Consider the following 15,663-nt stretch of genomic DNA (forward strand, 5'->3'; position numbering starts at 1 on the left):
TCGGATATAAGGGACGGACGCCCGCTAGGAGTACCTGCTGGACCGGCGGCGCGGCTATCGATTTTGCCATCCACGCTTGAACATCGCCGACGGTTGTGTTGCTAATGTATACACAACATTGTATGCTCAATGCACATACGGTGAGGGTGCCATGGCACGCGTATCAGAAGCCATAACGATCAACATCCGGGCCCGGGCGGCGCAGCGGGATTTGATTGATCAGGCGGCGGGGCGGCTGGGCCGCAGCCGTTCCGACTTCATGCTGGAGGCGGCCTGCCGCCAGGCGGAAGAGGTTCTGTTGGACCAGACGTATTTCACCTTGGCACCGGACAGCTTCGCGGCGTTTCAGGCCTTGCTGGACAACCCACCCGCGCCAACGGATCGGCTGCGGCGGACCTTGCAGGCCAAGGCACCTTGGGATGGCGATCCTTGATCACGCGGCCTGCGCCCCTTGCCGTGCACCACCGGTTGGATGGCTTCGACAGCGGCGTTGCGTCATTGGATGACTGGCTGAAGCGCAGGGCGTTGAAGAACCAGGCCAATGGTTCCTCTCGGACTTACGTCATCTGCGAAGGCGAAGACGTCATTGGCTACTATTGCTTGGCGGCCGGCGGCATTGGCCATGCCGAAGCTCCGCCAGCCATGCGGCGCAATAGGCCAGACCCCATCCCGGTGCTGGTTCTGGGGCGTCTGGCCATACATCGCAATTATCATCAGCACGGGCTGGGGACGGCATTGTTGCGCGATGCCATCCAGCGGACCTTGCAGGCGGCGGACATTGCCGGAATTACGGCCTTATTGGTCCATGCCCTGTCAGAAGACGCGAAGCGGTTTTACCGCTCGCGCGGCTTCCTGGAATCCCCCATTCAACCGATGACCTTGTGTCTCATGCTGGCCACGGTTAAGGCGGCGCTGAAATAGACGGGGCAACTCCAACGCCGCTATCTTCACTCCGCCGCCGGCGCCGCAACCCTTTCAGGTCCCTGGGCGGCCTTGGCGCGCTCCTCCGCCACCAGGGGCTGCTTCCACAGCTTGCCCACGGCGGTCTTGGGCAGCACCTCGCGGAACTCCAGCGCCGCCGGCAGCTCATGCCGGCCCAGCTTGTCGGCCAGGAAGGCGCGCAGATCCTCAAGGCTGAAGGGGGCGGCGCCTGGGCGCAGAGTGACGAAGGCCTTGGCGCTTTCGCCGCGATAGCTGTCGGGGATGCCGATGACGATCACCTCCGCCACGGCGGGGTGCTCGTAGATCGCCTCCTCCACCACGCGGGGATAGACGTTGTAGCCGCCGGACAGGATCATGTCCTTGCGCCGGTCGACGATGAACATGAAGCCGTCATCGTCCAGGTAGCCGATGTCGCCGGTGCGGAACAGGCCGTCGACAAAGGCCTCGCGCGTCTCCTCCGGCTGCTTGTAATAGCCCTGGGTGACGTTGCGGCCCTTGATGCAGATCTCACCCTTCTCGTTCGGGCCCAGCGCCTTGTGCGGATCGGCCAGGTCGCGGATTTCGATGGTGATGCCCGGCATGGGGATGCCGGCGGAGCCCACCTTGCGCCGGTGCGGCGGGGTGATGGTGCCGGCGGGGCTGGTCTCGCTCATGCCCCAGCCTTCCAGCACCGGCTTGCCGGTGGCGGCCTCGAACTCGTGCGCCAGTTCCACGGGCAGGGGCGCGCCGCCGCTGCCCACGAACTTCAGGCTGCTGAAGTCGATGTCCTTGACGCGGGGGCTGGAGGCGATGGCCCGGTGCATGGTGGGCACGCCGGCGAACAGGGTGGGCCTGTGGTCGCGGATGCTGTCCAGCACGGCGTCGGTGTCCCAGCGCGGGTGCAGGATCATGCAATAGCCGTTGCGCATGGCCCGCACCATCAGCGTGTCCAGCGCATAGATGTGGAACAGCGGCAGCACCACCATCATGCGTTCCTGGCCCGGTGTCAGGCCCATGAAGCGGCTGAACACGTCATAGGCGCCGGCCGAGGCGCTCAGGTTCTGGTGGGTCAGCATGGCGGGCTTGGGCAGGCCGGTGGTCCCGCCGGAGAACTGCAGCGTGGCCAGGTCATCCAGCGTGCGTGTGGGCCAGCCGGCGGCCGGCGGTTCCGCCGGGGCCAGCAGGGCGGTATAGGGCAAGGCGCCGCTGGGCAGGGCCTCCGCCGGCACGCCCTGGCCGGCGAAGTCGGTGGGGCCGGCCACGACCAGACGCACGCCCTCGGCCAGGGGCAGCTTGTCCGCCAAGCCGGCGAAGCTGATGACCAGCCGGATGTCGGCCTTGGTCTGCTTGTGCGTCAGCTCCCGCTCCGCGTCCAGCGGGCTCAGGGGCACGACCACGCCGCCGGCCTTCAGCACGGCATAGAAGGCCAGCACGAAATGCGGCGTGTTGGGCAGGTGCAGGCCGACATGCACGCCCGGGCCCACGCCCAGCTTGGCCAGGTTGGCGGCCACGCGGGCGCATAGCGCGCCGAAGGTGGCGAAATCCACCGTCTGGCCCATGCAGATCAGGAAGGGATTGGTGGGCCAGGTGGCGACGGCGTGGTCCAAATCCTCCACCAGCGTGGGCAGAGGCGGTTCGCTGTTCCACTCGATGCCCGGCGGATAGGACTTTTCCCACAGCATCGTCATGGCGATGGTCTCCTCCCATTATGCGCCCGCCTTCATGCCGAGGCGGGGTTAGCGGGCGCTATGCTTTCACATGGGATGGGGCTTTGCCAAGGGTGAGCGGTGGCGTAGCGACGTTAGTTAACGGGGCGTCGCCTGTGCGCCCACCTGGTCAATCGATCTTATTGCCGGCAGGCGGGGACCAAGGTCTTATTTTGACTGTGTGCAGCAGGCCGGTTTTTGAGACCAGGCGGCAGGTGACGTCCGTATACACCCTCTGTTCCATGCCTGGCGCCCACGGCCAGGTCGCGTACAGCTTTTCAAAGAACAGGTCGGTGATGCCGACGCCCGGCCTTATATAGAATTTGTACCGGAGAATGTCGCCGCTCTCGCCCTGGTGTTCAGCCGTAACGGCGTAGAGCTGCATATTGGAACGGAGTTCTGCGGCAAACTTCACAGAGAATTTTGTTCCCTCCATTACATACTCTTGCCCGACATGTGCTTGGCGCGGGATGGCGTAGATGAAATCATCCCCTGCCATTTTCAGGTCCTTCTTTAGCGCCTCACGTAGGCAAAGTGTGTCTTTATTTGAACAATCAATAATATCATACAGAGAATTTCCCGTGAAATTAAATATGGGCTCTTTTGGATAAATTATTCCATAATCATTACGAGAAATATTGGCACTATATATTTTTGTTGAATTATATTTAGGGCAGAAATATTCGTGGTCGTCGACGTCCATCGGAAGGCACGTTTTTGGAAATATAATAAGAAGAATGAACAACGCCGCAGGCAATTTCCGTTGCCGAATCGTAGCCCCCCGCCCGTTGCGCAGTCGGATCGGGGCGCGGGCCGCAGGTGCGCACGAAGAACTCAGAGGCCCATAATTGCTCAAGGGAAACATCTGCATAATTTAGATACCAGCGCACTATCGGGAATCATCCTCGACTTCTTTTCCGAGGTAGGGACGCATATGGTTATGGCAATTGAGAGTGTTAGGAAAAATACTTCACTTTAAATTGCAGCCCGTCGGTGGCCCAGATGGTATTTAGTCTTAATTTCAGCATTAGCATCCCGATGCGCAAATTTTATCATTTATAAATATAGAGCTGATATTTGCAGTTGTCGTCGATGCACGCCATCATGCCATAGTATATTGTTTGTCTATAGGACGGGTTTTCCTTGTCTCCAATTATAGGAAACTTGAATCCTAAATGGCATCTACCATTATTTCCCATGGAATATGATATATATCTATATTTGTGTCCTTTGGTATCAGTCTCGTCTCTTTCTCCAGTTTTTCTCGGATTTGGTTTTTCCGTACAGGATTTGTCCTCAAAAATTAAAAGCGGCCCCTCGGTAAAGTAAGTTTCATCAGTAAGCTTCCATTTTCTGCCATCTTCATTTTCTTCCATTTCTATTCTTCCTCCAAAATTCGCTATACACCATAGTGGTAATCTAATATCGCACTCAATGCGGGGGGCGGTTGTATTTATATAATTATATTTCGAAGAGATGGATTGCTGAAATTGAATATGCATTTCTATGTCATGAATTGTGACGGGTGGTATCATTTGCAACCTCCTTCGCCTCCATTACCAGAGCAGTATATTTGTCTATTTTGCGGATCAGATGAACTGGCATTTCCAATTTCATCGAGGCTTCGTTGGTTGGCTGGGCCTTTCAAATCCCGCATAAGAGAATTTTCTGTCCCCGGAACGCTTTCGGGAAGTGTATGACCTTCAGCGTCAACCCCGCCGACATATTGGTCTCCTGCTCCTAAGCCATGCGCTATCTCATGGCCAATGGTTCGACCGCCAACGGCATTGGGCGCTAAGGAGACCCTTCGTCCACCAATTGTGATATTGTGAGACCTCCTGGTACCGTCCAGACTAGTGTCATCAAGATGAGGATCGGTTACAAGGACGATAGCATCCTCATCTGTTCCAGGCTGAAGCTCCACGGTCAGAGAGTGACCATTGGACAACCTGCCACTCATTTGCCCTCCTAAAGCAGAGATCTGATCATCTGTAAACTGCTTGGTCCCAGGGATTCCAGGTTGGGAGGTTCTATTGTTAAAGGTTTGGACGATGTATAAATCACCGTTGGGCATGTGATACACGGTCGCCTCTCCCGTCGGATCCGTCCTGTTGACCGGATCCCCCCTACATAAGCATACAGGTTCAGGTCGTCCTTGTAGCCGATGGGGTCGGTTTGCAGGAAGCGCCCGAGGGTGGGGGAGTAGGCGCGGGCCTTGTAGTGGTAGAGGCCGGTTTCCGGATCATAGACTTGCCCGGTGTAGCGGAACAGGCTGGTGGTGCTGGTCAGGCCGATCTCGCCGTAGGGGCCGTAATTGTAGACGTCGCCGCCGTTGACGGTGCCGCCGCCGTCGGCCAGGGCGATGACGCTGCCCTGCCAGTCGCGGTAGAACCATTTCTTGGCGCCGGTGTCGGTGTATTCGACCAGCGGCTCGTCCACGCCGGGGCCGAAGACATAGCGGCGGACCAGGCTGCCGCTGCTGCCGCTATATTCGGCCACCAGGTTGCCACCGTCATAGAGATAGAGGGTCTTGCTGCCATTGGCCGTCTTGGCGATGCGTCGGCCTTGGGGATCATAAATGTAGCCGCTGCTGGTGCCGAGACCGCTGGCCGAGGTCAGCCGGTTCAGCGCGTCATAGCCGTATGTCCAGCCGCCGCCGCTGACCAGGTTGCCGTTGGTGTCGTAGCCGATGGCGCCGCCGCCGGCGCTGGTCGCCTGGTTCAGGCCGTTGACGTCGTAATTGGTCGCCCCCGACACGGGGATCATGCTGTAGGCGGTGTTGGACAGCGTGGTGCCGGTTATCTGCCTGGCCGGGCTGTACGTGAAGGCCCACTTCACGTTCGCCTCGGCGTTGGCCACGTCGTGTTCCAGCGTCGCCAGTGAGCCGTCGCTGTTGTAGCTGTAGCTGGTCTTGGTGCCGTTGCCGGGGCTGAGGGATAGGCGGCGGCCCAGAATGTCGTAGGTGTAGGTGGCGAGTGTCGCGCCGGCATTGTCCTGGATCTTCCAGACCTCGCCCGTCACCTGGTAGGTGTACGAGACGGAGACGCCGTCCGGCCAGGTCAGCGATGTCCGCCGGTTGGCGGTCTGGTGGTTCCCGTCGATGTCGTAGGCGAAGGATAGCTTGCGGTCGTTCTGCGTCTCGGCGGTCTTACGACCCAGGCCATCGTAGTCGATGATGATCTTGTTGCCGTTGGGGTCATTGGGCCGCTGTCCGTCGGTGACCCGGGTCACCCGGCCTTGGTTATCGTATGTCGTGTAGACGGAGGGCGTGCCGCTGGGATAGAGGGCCTGCGTCACCCGGTTCAGCTGGTCATACGCGTAGGTGAAGGAGGTGCCGCTCCGCTTGGTCAGCTTGGTGCGGTTGCCGTTCTCGTCATATTGGTATTGCTCGACATCCGTGGACGATACCTGGCCCGCCGTCTGGAAGGCGCTGTCCACCGTGCTCGCGTTGTAGTTCGCGGGCCTGGCCGGGCTGGGGAAGGCCCATTTGATCTCGCGGTCATAACCGTCGTAGGTCAGCTGCGTATGGTTGCCGTTGGCGTCCAGGATATCGGTCTGCTTGCCGTCGGCGCTGTATTTGTAGTTGGCGGACACTTGCTCCTGAGCGCTGCCCACCCCCTTACGGATCTGCGTGACCTGCCCGGCGGCATCGTAAGTGTAGCTGGTGATGCGATCCGGCGGGGCGCCACTGGCGGCGTTGCCGGAGCGCTGGGTGCAGGCATCGGTACTGTTGTCGTTCAGGGCGGACGAGCTGGGGTCCATCCGTTCAGCCATGCAGTGCAGCCGCTTGCTGCTGTCGTAGCTGTACTGCAGATGGCGATAGGGGGTGTTCCCGGCCGACCAGGTTTCGGAGGTCTTGCGGCCCAAAGTGTCATACTTGACGTTCTGGTGATCCACCACCGACATGGATGCCAGCGCATCCTTGGTCTGACTGGACGCGCTGCCCCGTTCAACGTCGGTGGGCAGGCCGTCCGCGTTATAGGTCGTGCGAACCGCGGCGTATCCCGTGGGGCCGTTGGGGGCGTCGGGATGGGGGCCGATCTGCCCCACCAGTTCCCGATCCGCGTCCCAGAAATAATACACCCTGTCCGCCGTGCCCGGCACGGGACCATCCTCCCATGTGACGTTGCCAACGGAGTCGTAGGCCCGGGTCTTGGTGGAAATCAGCGCGCCATCACCGGATCGCACGGTCTCGGACACCGGCAGCAGGTTGTCGTTGTAGTCGATCAGGGTCTGGAGTTCATCGCCCGCATTGCCCGGGTTGAGACAATCGTCGTCCGCCATGGTGCGGCAGGTCGAGATCTTGACCAGCTTCCAGATGGCCGGGCCGGTCGTGGGCGTGCCGTTGGCCGATGTCTTGTAGATGGCGGATCGCTGCTCATAGGTATAGCGGATCTTGGCGCGCACCCCATTGGCGTCTGGCGGCAGCCGCTTGGTGCTGATCATGCCGGTCACGGGATGGTAGGTGTAGTCGGTCTGGGCCTTCCTGGCATCTATCGTGGAAGATGGCAGGTGGCAGTGCCGGTAGTCGGTGCTGGCATCGCAAGACGGGAAATTCGCGCTGACCGCCAACGTCGGCAGGCCACTGGATGGCTTGGCCACCACACTGGCGGAAAGGATGTTGCCGGTGCCGGCTGGGTCGGGGGTCCATTGCTGTTGCAGCTGTTCGGGCAGCTGCTTGCCGGTCAGGAAGGTGTCCACCAGCGTGCTGGACCAATGCGTCATGTATTGGCTGGCGAACGTGTAGGTCGTCCGGCGGTTCAACTGATCGATAAGGGTGTAACCGCTGGTGTTGTCATATTGCACGGTGCTGCCATCGGATGAACCAGCGCTGCTGTGGGTGACGACGGCCAGGCCATCGCCGGTGTAGCTGTAGTTGGTCCAAAAATATCCGTCGTCGAAATGGGTGACGAGGTTGCGCTGAACGTAGGTGCCCGACGTGGGATATGAGTAAAGCGTGACAATGGACTTGGTGATCTTCTGCTGCAGGCCGCCGGGCCGGCCGATCGTGTAGTCAGTCTGGGTAGAGGATACCTGGTTGGTGGAAATGGAGGTGCTGCGGCTCAGCGGATCGGTGTGCACGCCATTGCTGAACCGGAATGTCGGCCAGCTCGACGTCACGTCGCATGTTCCGTTGGGGTCGCGGTAGTCCTGCGCCAGGTTGAGCAGGGTCACCACCGCCTGGCTGTTGCACGACACCAGCTCATACCCATCGCTGGAAAAGATGAACGTGTTGAGGTTGTTGTTGCTGTAATAATAGGTGAGGGTGCGGTCATCGCGATAGGTGATCCTGGACAGCATGCCCACCTGCATCTGGCCACTGCCATTGACGGGATCTTGGCGCGTGAATTCCCACTTCGTGCCGTTCTTGTCGTAGATGACGTATTCGTTGGCAATATTGGTGACCAGCGTCTCCCCGGTGAAGGCTGTGGTCGTGGCGCCGGAACTGAGCGGGAACGTCACCATGTTGTTGCCGATGCGGGCGACGTAGAATTCGTCCGTGCAGTCTTCGCCCTGTCCTTGGCAATAATCGTGCTGGATATAACCCTGCAACGGCGTACCGTTGTCCGCGTTGTAGTTGATGCTTATCTGTGCATAGGACAAGGACGGGTTGTTCTTGTCGCCGATACCGAAGGGGGGCGAGGATTCGGTGTATTCACCGGACTTAAGGTCAACGCCATTGGCATCCGTGAAGCGGACGGCCGGCGGCTCGGTGCCGGTGTCGAGCTGGGCCTGGGCGGTCCCCCAATGCAGGCCGCCCCATAAGGCCGCGGCCGTGGCGAGAAGGGCTCCGCGTCGACGGCGTGGGGAAGGCGCTGGAAACAGGGGATGCGTGATTTCGCGGCCGGTCGTTTCAGCCGTCGTGAACGCAAGGCCACCGGCGGGCCGCATGGCCCGTGCTTCCATACCCATCAATATCCCTCCCATCCCCGCCACCGTGGCGGGCCGCCCTTTGAAGGCCGGGTTTTGACCGTGCGGCAATGTTACCGCTACCGTCGCCTGGAAAACTATAATGGCATTCCTTGCGGTAGTGCAAGTTCAGGTACCTCCATTTTCTTCGGCTTATTCCCATGGTTGCGCTGATGCGCTTTTTCGAGTTGCGATGCGGGTGCGCAATCCGCCCCTCCGGAATAAAGGCTTTTTGATTTTCGGTCCCCGGCTTTCACATCGAACTTTAAGGCGGCCATGCCGTCTTTTGAGCCCAGCGCCGGCGGCCCCGCCGAGCCTGAGCACAGAAGATCAAGAGACGCCTTGCCATGTCGCATTCCATCCAATCCACCATTCCCCGCCGCCGCATCGCCCGGCACATCGCCTCGGCCACGGCCGCCTGCGCCCTGATGTTGGGTGCCGCCGCCGCCCGCGCCGATGAGGATGCCGCCGCCGCGCCCGCCGGCATCACCTTCAGCGGCCTGGTGGAGGCCGGCATCACCGCGGCGGACCATGGCGCCGACCGCGGCCCCAACTACGGCCACCTGTTCACCGACCGCACCGACCAGCTGGTGCTGAACCAGGCGGTGGGCACCATCGCCAAGGACGCCGGTTCGGGGGATGAGTTCGGCTGGGGCTTCAAGCTGCAGGGCATGTATGGCACCGACGCCCGCTATACCCATTTCCTGGGTGAGCTGGACCGCACCATCGGCGAGCGCACGCAACTGGACATCGTGGAGGCCAACGTGACCTTCCATGTGCCTGAGGTGGCGGGCGGCGGCCTGGACCTGAAGGTGGGGCAGTACGCTTCGCCCCTGGGCGCCGAGACCATCGTGGCGTCCAGCAATCCGCTGTACAGCCACAGCTACATCTTCAACTTCGGCCTGCCGTTCAAGCACACCGGCGCGCTGGCCACCCTGCACCTGTCGGGCGGCATCGACCTGTACGGCGGCGTCGACAGTGGCGTGAACACCAGCCTGGGGCGCGACGGCGACAACAACGACGCCTGGTCCGGCATCTTCGGCTTCGGCTACGCCAATGCCGACGGCACCGTCACCCTGGTGGCGCTGACCCACGTCGGGCCGGAGAACGCCAGCACCAAGGCCCCTCTGGGCTTGGCCCGGGCCAATGACGAGGCGCGCTGGATCAACGACGCGGTGCTGACGGTGAAGGCCAGCGACGCCCTGACCCTGATCACCGAACTGAACTATATTCGCGACGACTTGGTGAAGGCGGAGGCCTTCGGCGCCGCCCAGTACGCCACCTGGAAATACGACGACGCCGTGTCGCTGACGCTGCGGACCGAGGTGTTCCGTGACGTGCGGGGCTTCTACGTCGCGGCCTTCCAGGGCAACCAGGACTATGTCTTGACGGAGGCCGGGCAGCCGACGCGCGCGCCGGTGCTGTCGGCGGGGCAGGGGGCGACCTATATGGCGCTGACCGCGGGTGTGACGTGGAAGCCGGCGGCGGCGCTAGGTTGGGACGCCCTTCCCGACGGCCTCGCCCTGCGGCCGGAGGTGCGCTACGACCGCTCGCTGGGCGATGCCCGGCCGTTCGACGGCGACCAGGGACAGACCACCTTCGGCCTGGACGTGCTGATTCCCTTCGGCGGCTAAGCCCCGACCCATTTCAACAACGACGGCGAGAGTCCCATGAGGACGCAGCTATGGGGTTGCCTGGCCTTGGGCGCCGTGCTGGCGCTTGCGCCGGCCTTGGCCCTGGGGAACACCGCGACAGGCGATGACCACACCCAGGTCGGCAAGGCCAGCTGGTATGGGCGGGAGCATGCGGGCCACCGCACCGCCAGCGGCGAATCCTACGACCCCGAGGGACTGACCGCCGCCCACCGCACCCTGCCCCTGGGCACGGTGATCGAGGTGTCGGCCCACGGCCAGGTGGTGCAGGTGCGGGTGAATGACCGGGGCCCCTTCGTGAAGGGCCGGGTGCTGGACCTGTCGGCGGCGGCCGCGCGGGCCCTGGGCCTGGACCGCACCGGCACCGGGATGGTCAGCATCCACCCCATCGGCGCCGTCTGCCCCGCCAACCGCGCGTGCGATGCGGTGCCGCAACTGGTGGCGGAGGCGGGATCGCCCTGACGCCCCAGGGGGGCCCAACCTGAAAAAGGGCCGGCGCGGCGACCGCCGGCCCTTCCCATTTCAGGCGATGGAACCCAGCAGGGTTTCCGTCACCTCATCCGAAAACCATTTGCGCCGGCCGTCGATCAGGACGCCGCCCTTGCCGTCGGCGGGCGCCTTCGCCACCGGCATGCCGTGGTCCAGCAGGGCTTGGGCGCAGCCCACCCAGTCGCCGTCCTCCTCCGGCAGGTTCAGGGATGCCCAGGACAGGGTGCCGCTGACGTCGTCACCGTAGCCGTGTTTTTCCGTCCAGCGGGCGCCGTGGTCCAGCAGGAAGCAGGTGAGGGCGGCGTCGCCCCGGAACACGGCGTGGTTCAGGGCGGTGGCGTTCCAGTCCCCGGCCGGCACGGTCAGGGGCCAGCCCAATCGGACCATGACGGCGATGGCGTTGTCGCAGCCCCCCTGCGCTGCCAACTCCGGCAGCAGGCACCGCTGCCGGTCCGACAGGCTGGCGGGCAGGTCGGGCCGCTGGGCCTGGAGGGCGCGCGCCGCCGCCTCATCCCCGGCGGCACAGGCGGCGACGAACTGGTCCTCCAGCGACAGCGCAGCACCTCCGCCCGCCTGGCGCAGCACCTCCGCCACATCCGCCATGCCGAAGCGCAGGGCGACCGTGTAGGCGCTGGTACCGTCCGGCAGGCGGGCGGCCGGGTCGGCGCCCGCCGCCAGCAGGGCCGCGATGTGCGCGGCGGAGCGGCGCCGGTAGATGGCCCACAGCAGCGGCGAGCCCCAGTCGGAGATGGGGCGATTGCGCGCCGGTTCATTGGCGTCGCCGCCATGGGCCAGCAGCAGCCGGAGCACCGGCAGATTGTCCAGGTCCAACGCCCGGTACAGGACGTTGGTGCCCGGAACAACGGCACCGGCCCTTAGCAGCCGTTCCACGCAGGCCGTGCTTTCCAGGGCATGATACAGAGACTCCCCGTCATTGGGGTCGGCCCCGGCATCCAGCAGCAGGGCGGTGAGGACCGGGTCATGGTTCTGCCCGGCGGCGCCGTAAAGGGCCGACAGCCGCTCCGTTTCCGACGGCTGGGCCACGCTGGCGGGCGGCCAGCGGTTGCCCACCGCCTGGTTGGGATCAGCGCCCGCCGCCAGCAGGGCCTGGGCGCAGGCGTGCAGGCGCCCGGCCACCTCCGGCACCCGCGCCAGGCTGGAGTGGGCGACCGCCACCAGGGGCGGCAGCCGCAGCGGGCCGCCGGCGCGGTTGACCCACGCGGGGTCCTGGGCGATGGCTTGGCGCACGCGGTCCACGTCGCCGATGGCGCAGGCCAGGATGGGGTCGCCCGTCGCCACATCCGGGTTCTCCGCCAGCAGGCGCAAAGCGGCGGCTGGCCGCGGACGGCGCATGCTGCCGCTGATGTCGCCGGGATACACCAGGCGCAGCCATTCCAGCCGCGCCTCCGCCCTGTCGGCGGAGGTGGCCCGCCGGCTGGTCACGAAGGCGTCCAGCTCGGCCCAGGAGGGGAAGCCATATTCGCGCGCCAGGCAGGATTGGGCGTCGTGCAGGCGCAGGGTCAGCGCCGCCAGGGCCGCGTCGTCCTTGCCTCGGGCCGCCGGCAGGCTGGCCCGGAAGCGGGCGAGGGCGTCGGCGTCACCGCGCCGATAGGCCACCAGCAGTTCCTTGGCCTGGCGTTTCAACTGGTCGATATGGGGATGGTCGGGAAGGGATCGGGTCATAAGCGAACCTCCGTGCATGAGGCGCCGACGACCCGCAAATCCGGCTGCACAAAGGTCAGGTGTGACCGCGCAGGATATGGCCAGTGGGCTCAGCCCTTCCCGCGGGTCCGGAGGCGGCTTGGCGACCGCGCCAGTGCACGATAGGGTGGCGCGGCGGGTTGGTCAATCGCGCCGCCTGCGCTCCGTTGCCGTCTTTATCCTCACACCGGTCTTGGCCGCAGGGGGGAGATGTCCAGTTCGACATCGTGGCCGCCGATCAACGTGATGGCCTGGCCCTTCAGCCGCGTCGGAATCAATTCAGGTGTCAAAACGGAGCGTTGTCATTAAGGCTTATGGGCGCGCCGCGTCACCTGCGTCCTGCCGCTGGCAAATTTGGGAATGCACTTATACTCTTTATGAAATAAAAATTGGGACCGGAGTATGGCTTCCGGTCCCAAAATTTAGTTTTAAATATTGACCGTAATTTTTGGGTCCCAGTTATAGTAACCAATCACGGAATTGCTTCCATCTGGGTTAATCTGCACCAGGTAGAAACTGACACCGTAAAACTCGGTCCCAGTTGCCTCAACGTCCGCCTGCACGTAGGAAACATCTTCATTTTTCATCGTATAGTGAACCGGGTCACCGGGATTCGGCACCGGAACCGTCTGAACATGTGTGGAATAGACGAAGTCCGCCAGGATGGTCGGGTCATTATTATTTATCTTTGTGATATTATAAATCACGGCATATACGCGCGTATCAGCATAAAGAGAGATCGTCCACCAGCGAACGATATCATCCTCCTGCGCTCTGATGGATAGATCGCCACTCGCCTGACCAGAAATGGCGTAATTAGGCTGGGTAATCATGTACGCATAATTATGCGTGATCGGGAGAGGGTTGATACTGCTATTTCCAGAATTCAGGGTAAGTGCCTTCACTGCTTGGGTGTCGATAACGACATCGATATCAATCGTGCTCATCTGCGTTCTCCTTGTAGCTAATTTTATGAACGTTGAAAACAAGGGGTTGTTTATCAACGCATCAGTACAAGCAGAAAGCGTGCCAGCGGTTATTGTTATAAAATTCAAATACTTAACATCGAGACCATGCCTATGGAACCGGGTGTCGGACATGCCGGACATGTCGGATGCAGCCTACTTCGGTTCTGACGAACCGTCCGGCCTACGCTGTTCCATTAAAATCCTTTTATTTCCGCCCCCCGGCTTTGCCATCGAATTTTGATGGCCATCGGCGGTTTCCTCAGCGTCGACCCATTCCGCCCGGAAGCGCCCTTCACGAAAGGCTTCCGGGCTTCGTTCGTGAGGAACAACCGCATGCTCGACGTCATCCTTGTCGCCCTCCTGGTGGGGCTTTTCGGCCTGGGCGTGGCCTACGCCTACGCCTGCGAGAGGCTGTGAGGCGCCCATGTTCGACCTGATCCTGGGCGCCGCCGTCTCGGTCGGCCTGACCCTTTACCTCGTCTATGTCCTGATCCGGCCAGAACGGTTCTGAAGACGGGCGCTTCTAAGCGCCCGTCGCGCATGCGGAGATTTTTCCCGTGACCTTCAACGGCATTCTTCAGATCGCGGTGTTCGCCGCGATCATCCTGGTCCTGACGCGCCCCCTCGGCGGCTTCATGACCCGTGTCTTTTCCGGTGAGCGCACGTTCATCGGCCGCGTCTTCGGCCCCGTCGAGCGCGTCCTCTACCGCGTCTGCGGCGTCGATGAGACGACGGAGCAGCATTGGCTGACCTATGCCGTCGCCATGATGCTGTTCAACCTGGTGGGCGCCCTGGCGCTGTACGCGCTGATGCGCTTGCAGGCCCTGTTGCCCTTCAATCCACAGGGTCAGGCGGCGGTGGCGCCGGACCTGTCCTTCAACACCGCCATCAGCTTCGTCACCAACACCAACTGGCAGGCTTACGGCGGCGAGACCACCATGGGCTATCTGGTGCAGATGGCGGGCCTGACGGTGCAGAACTTCATGTCCGCCGCCACGGGCATCGTGCTGGCGCTGGCGCTGGTGCGCGGCTTCAGCCGCCGCGGCGCCCGCACCATCGGCAACTTCTGGGTCGACCTGACCCGCGCCACCCTCTACGTGCTGCTGCCCGCCTGCGTGGTGCTGACCCTGTTCTACGTCTGGCAGGGCGTGCCGCAGAACCTGGCCGCCTATACCGAGGCGACCACGCTGGAAGGCGCCAAGCAGATCATCGCGCAGGGCCCCGTCGCCTCGCAGCTGGCCATCAAGATGCTGGGCACCAACGGCGGCGGCTTCTTCAACGCCAACTCCGCCCACCCGTTCGAGAACCCCAACGCCCTGGTCAACCTGGCGCAGATGCTGAGCATCTTCGCCATCGGCGCCGGCCTGACCAACGTCTTCGGCCGCATGGTGGGCAACGAGCGCCAGGGTTGGGCTATCCTGGCGGCCATGGGCGCCATGTTCATCGTCGGCGTCGGCGTCTGCTACTGGGCCGAATCCCAGGCCAACCCGCTGTTCGCCGGCCTGCCGGTGGATCAGGCGGTCAGCGCCCTGTCGCCGGGCGGCAACATGGAGGGCAAGGAGGTGCGCTTCGGCATCGCCAACACCGCCCTGTTCGCCACCATCACCACCGATGCCTCCTGCGGCGCCATCAACGGCTGGCACGACAGCTTCATGCCCCTGGGCGGCATGGTGCCCCTGGTCAACATGCTGCTGGGCGAGGTCATCGTCGGCGGCGTGGGCGCCGGCCTCTACGGCATCCTGCTGATGGCGATCATCGCCATGTTCGTGGCCGGCCTGATGGTGGGCCGCACGCCCGAGTATATCGGCAAGAAGCTGGAGGCGAAGGAGGTGAAGATGACGGTGCTGGCCATCCTGGCCATGCCGCTGGTCATCCTGGTGTTCAGCGCCATTTCCTCCGCCATTCCGGTGGGTGTCGCCGGCGTCGCCAACAACGGCCCGCACGGCTTCTCGGAAATCTTCTACGCCTACTCCTCCGGTGCGGCGAACAACGGCAGCGCCTTCGGCGGCCTGTCGGCCAACACGCTCTGGTACAACGTGACCCTGGGCGTGACCATGTTCGTGGGCCGCTTCTTCATCATCATCCCGGCCCTGGCCATCGCCGGCGCCCTGGCCGCGAAGAAGTCCGTGCCCGCCTCCGCCGGCACCTTCCCCACCACCGGCCCGCTGTTCGTCAGCCTGCTGGTGGGCGTGATCCTGATCGTGGGCGGCCTGACCTACTTCCCCGCCGTGGCGCTGGGGCCGGTGGTCGAGCACCTGCAGATGATGGCCGGCACCACCTACTGACCCCCGGGTAGAAGCCTTGCACTGGCGTCAT

The 15,663-nt window shown here is 62.8% G+C and carries 14 protein-coding genes; 7 read left to right on the top strand and 7 right to left on the bottom strand.

The features are described 5' to 3' along the window. The first annotated feature begins 151 nt into the window (after nt 1-151). Complete coding sequence (locus tag UAA55_RS22860; RefSeq protein WP_322955618.1) at nt 152-433, top strand: type II toxin-antitoxin system TacA family antitoxin; 282 nt, start codon at nt 152-154, stop codon at nt 431-433. Further along, the gene (locus UAA55_RS22865; RefSeq protein WP_322955619.1) at nt 430-921 is read left to right on the top strand and encodes a GNAT family N-acetyltransferase; all 492 of its coding nucleotides are present in this window, start codon (nt 430-432) and stop codon (nt 919-921) included. The genes UAA55_RS22860 and UAA55_RS22865 overlap by 4 nt, the downstream gene beginning before the upstream one ends. Nucleotides 922-947: 26 nt before the next feature. Here the strand turns inward: UAA55_RS22865 and UAA55_RS22870 are convergent, their stop codons facing one another. From UAA55_RS22870 to UAA55_RS22890, 5 genes are all read right to left on the bottom strand, one after another. Then, on the bottom strand, nt 948-2,609 hold the full coding sequence (locus UAA55_RS22870) for a long-chain-fatty-acid--CoA ligase (protein WP_322955621.1): 1,662 nt from the start codon (nt 2,607-2,609) through the stop codon (nt 948-950). A gap of 148 nt (nt 2,610-2,757) precedes the next feature. Next, nucleotides 2,758-3,330, bottom strand: coding sequence for a hypothetical protein (locus tag UAA55_RS22875; protein WP_322955623.1), 573 nt, complete (start codon nt 3,328-3,330; stop codon nt 2,758-2,760). A gap of 349 nt (nt 3,331-3,679) precedes the next feature. Beyond that, complete coding sequence (locus tag UAA55_RS22880) at nt 3,680-4,162, bottom strand: hypothetical protein (RefSeq protein ID WP_322955625.1); 483 nt, start codon at nt 4,160-4,162, stop codon at nt 3,680-3,682. Between the two features lie 433 nt (nt 4,163-4,595). Then, nucleotides 4,596-8,231 (bottom strand): RHS repeat domain-containing protein, encoded by a 3,636-nt coding sequence (locus UAA55_RS22885; protein ID WP_322955627.1) that lies wholly within the window; start codon nt 8,229-8,231, stop codon nt 4,596-4,598. Between the two features lie 404 nt (nt 8,232-8,635). Then, on the bottom strand, nt 8,636-8,893 hold the full coding sequence (locus UAA55_RS22890) for a hypothetical protein (protein WP_322955628.1): 258 nt from the start codon (nt 8,891-8,893) through the stop codon (nt 8,636-8,638). Here UAA55_RS22890 and UAA55_RS22895 point away from each other — a divergent pair. Then, a complete protein-coding gene (locus tag UAA55_RS22895) occupies nt 8,885-10,171 on the top strand; it encodes an outer membrane beta-barrel protein (protein WP_322955630.1) in 1,287 nt (428 codons plus the stop codon). The two genes, UAA55_RS22890 and UAA55_RS22895, sit on opposite strands and share 9 nt — an antisense overlap. A gap of 36 nt (nt 10,172-10,207) precedes the next feature. Continuing rightward, nucleotides 10,208-10,651, top strand: a complete 444-nt coding sequence (locus UAA55_RS22900; protein ID WP_322955632.1) for a septal ring lytic transglycosylase RlpA family protein — start codon at nt 10,208-10,210, stop codon at nt 10,649-10,651. Between the two features lie 60 nt (nt 10,652-10,711). On the opposite strand, the gene UAA55_RS22905 is transcribed toward UAA55_RS22900, so the two are convergent. Both UAA55_RS22905 and UAA55_RS22910 read right to left on the bottom strand, forming a co-directional pair. Continuing rightward, complete coding sequence (locus UAA55_RS22905) at nt 10,712-12,361, bottom strand: ankyrin repeat domain-containing protein (RefSeq protein ID WP_322955633.1); 1,650 nt, start codon at nt 12,359-12,361, stop codon at nt 10,712-10,714. 446 nt (nt 12,362-12,807) lie between these two features. Then, nucleotides 12,808-13,326, bottom strand: a complete 519-nt coding sequence (locus tag UAA55_RS22910) for an AidA/PixA family protein (protein WP_322955635.1) — start codon at nt 13,324-13,326, stop codon at nt 12,808-12,810. 261 nt (nt 13,327-13,587) lie between these two features. On the opposite strand from UAA55_RS22910, the gene UAA55_RS22915 reads away from it, so the two are divergent. The 3 genes from UAA55_RS22915 to kdpA are packed head-to-tail and all read left to right on the top strand — an operon-like array spanning nt 13,588 to nt 15,632. Further along, complete coding sequence (locus UAA55_RS22915) at nt 13,588-13,764, top strand: hypothetical protein (RefSeq protein ID WP_322955636.1); 177 nt, start codon at nt 13,588-13,590, stop codon at nt 13,762-13,764. Between the two features lie 7 nt (nt 13,765-13,771). Beyond that, nucleotides 13,772-13,858 (top strand): K(+)-transporting ATPase subunit F, encoded by an 87-nt coding sequence (kdpF, locus tag UAA55_RS31385; protein WP_081486685.1) that lies wholly within the window; start codon nt 13,772-13,774, stop codon nt 13,856-13,858. Nucleotides 13,859-13,904: 46 nt separating this feature from the next. Beyond that, complete coding sequence (gene kdpA, locus UAA55_RS22920; RefSeq protein ID WP_322955637.1) at nt 13,905-15,632, top strand: potassium-transporting ATPase subunit KdpA; 1,728 nt, start codon at nt 13,905-13,907, stop codon at nt 15,630-15,632. Nucleotides 15,633-15,663 lie beyond the last annotated feature (31 nt).

Source organism: Nitrospirillum guanabarense (genome assembly GCF_034653355.1).
Taxonomy (GTDB): Bacteria; Pseudomonadota; Alphaproteobacteria; order Azospirillales; family Azospirillaceae; genus Nitrospirillum.

Excerpts from the sequence above, each read along its gene's own strand:
- kdpF (WP_081486685.1), top strand. The coding sequence starts at position 13,772 with ATGTTCGACCTGATCCTGGGCGCCGCCGTCTCGGTCGGCCTGACCCTT.
- UAA55_RS22915 (WP_322955636.1), top strand. The coding sequence starts at position 13,588 with ATGGCCATCGGCGGTTTCCTCAGCGTCGACCCATTCCGCCCGGAAGCG.
- UAA55_RS22870 (WP_322955621.1), bottom strand. The coding sequence starts at position 2,609 with ATGACGATGCTGTGGGAAAAGTCCTATCCGCCGGGCATCGAGTGGAAC.
- UAA55_RS22875 (WP_322955623.1), bottom strand. The coding sequence starts at position 3,330 with ATGGACGTCGACGACCACGAATATTTCTGCCCTAAATATAATTCAACA.
- UAA55_RS22860 (WP_322955618.1), top strand. The coding sequence starts at position 152 with ATGGCACGCGTATCAGAAGCCATAACGATCAACATCCGGGCCCGGGCG.
- UAA55_RS22890 (WP_322955628.1), bottom strand. The coding sequence starts at position 8,893 with ATGCGACATGGCAAGGCGTCTCTTGATCTTCTGTGCTCAGGCTCGGCG.
- UAA55_RS22895 (WP_322955630.1), top strand. The coding sequence starts at position 8,885 with ATGTCGCATTCCATCCAATCCACCATTCCCCGCCGCCGCATCGCCCGG.
- UAA55_RS22900 (WP_322955632.1), top strand. The coding sequence starts at position 10,208 with ATGAGGACGCAGCTATGGGGTTGCCTGGCCTTGGGCGCCGTGCTGGCG.
- UAA55_RS22905 (WP_322955633.1), bottom strand. The coding sequence starts at position 12,361 with ATGACCCGATCCCTTCCCGACCATCCCCATATCGACCAGTTGAAACGC.
- UAA55_RS22910 (WP_322955635.1), bottom strand. The coding sequence starts at position 13,326 with ATGAGCACGATTGATATCGATGTCGTTATCGACACCCAAGCAGTGAAG.
- UAA55_RS22880 (WP_322955625.1), bottom strand. The coding sequence starts at position 4,162 with ATGATACCACCCGTCACAATTCATGACATAGAAATGCATATTCAATTT.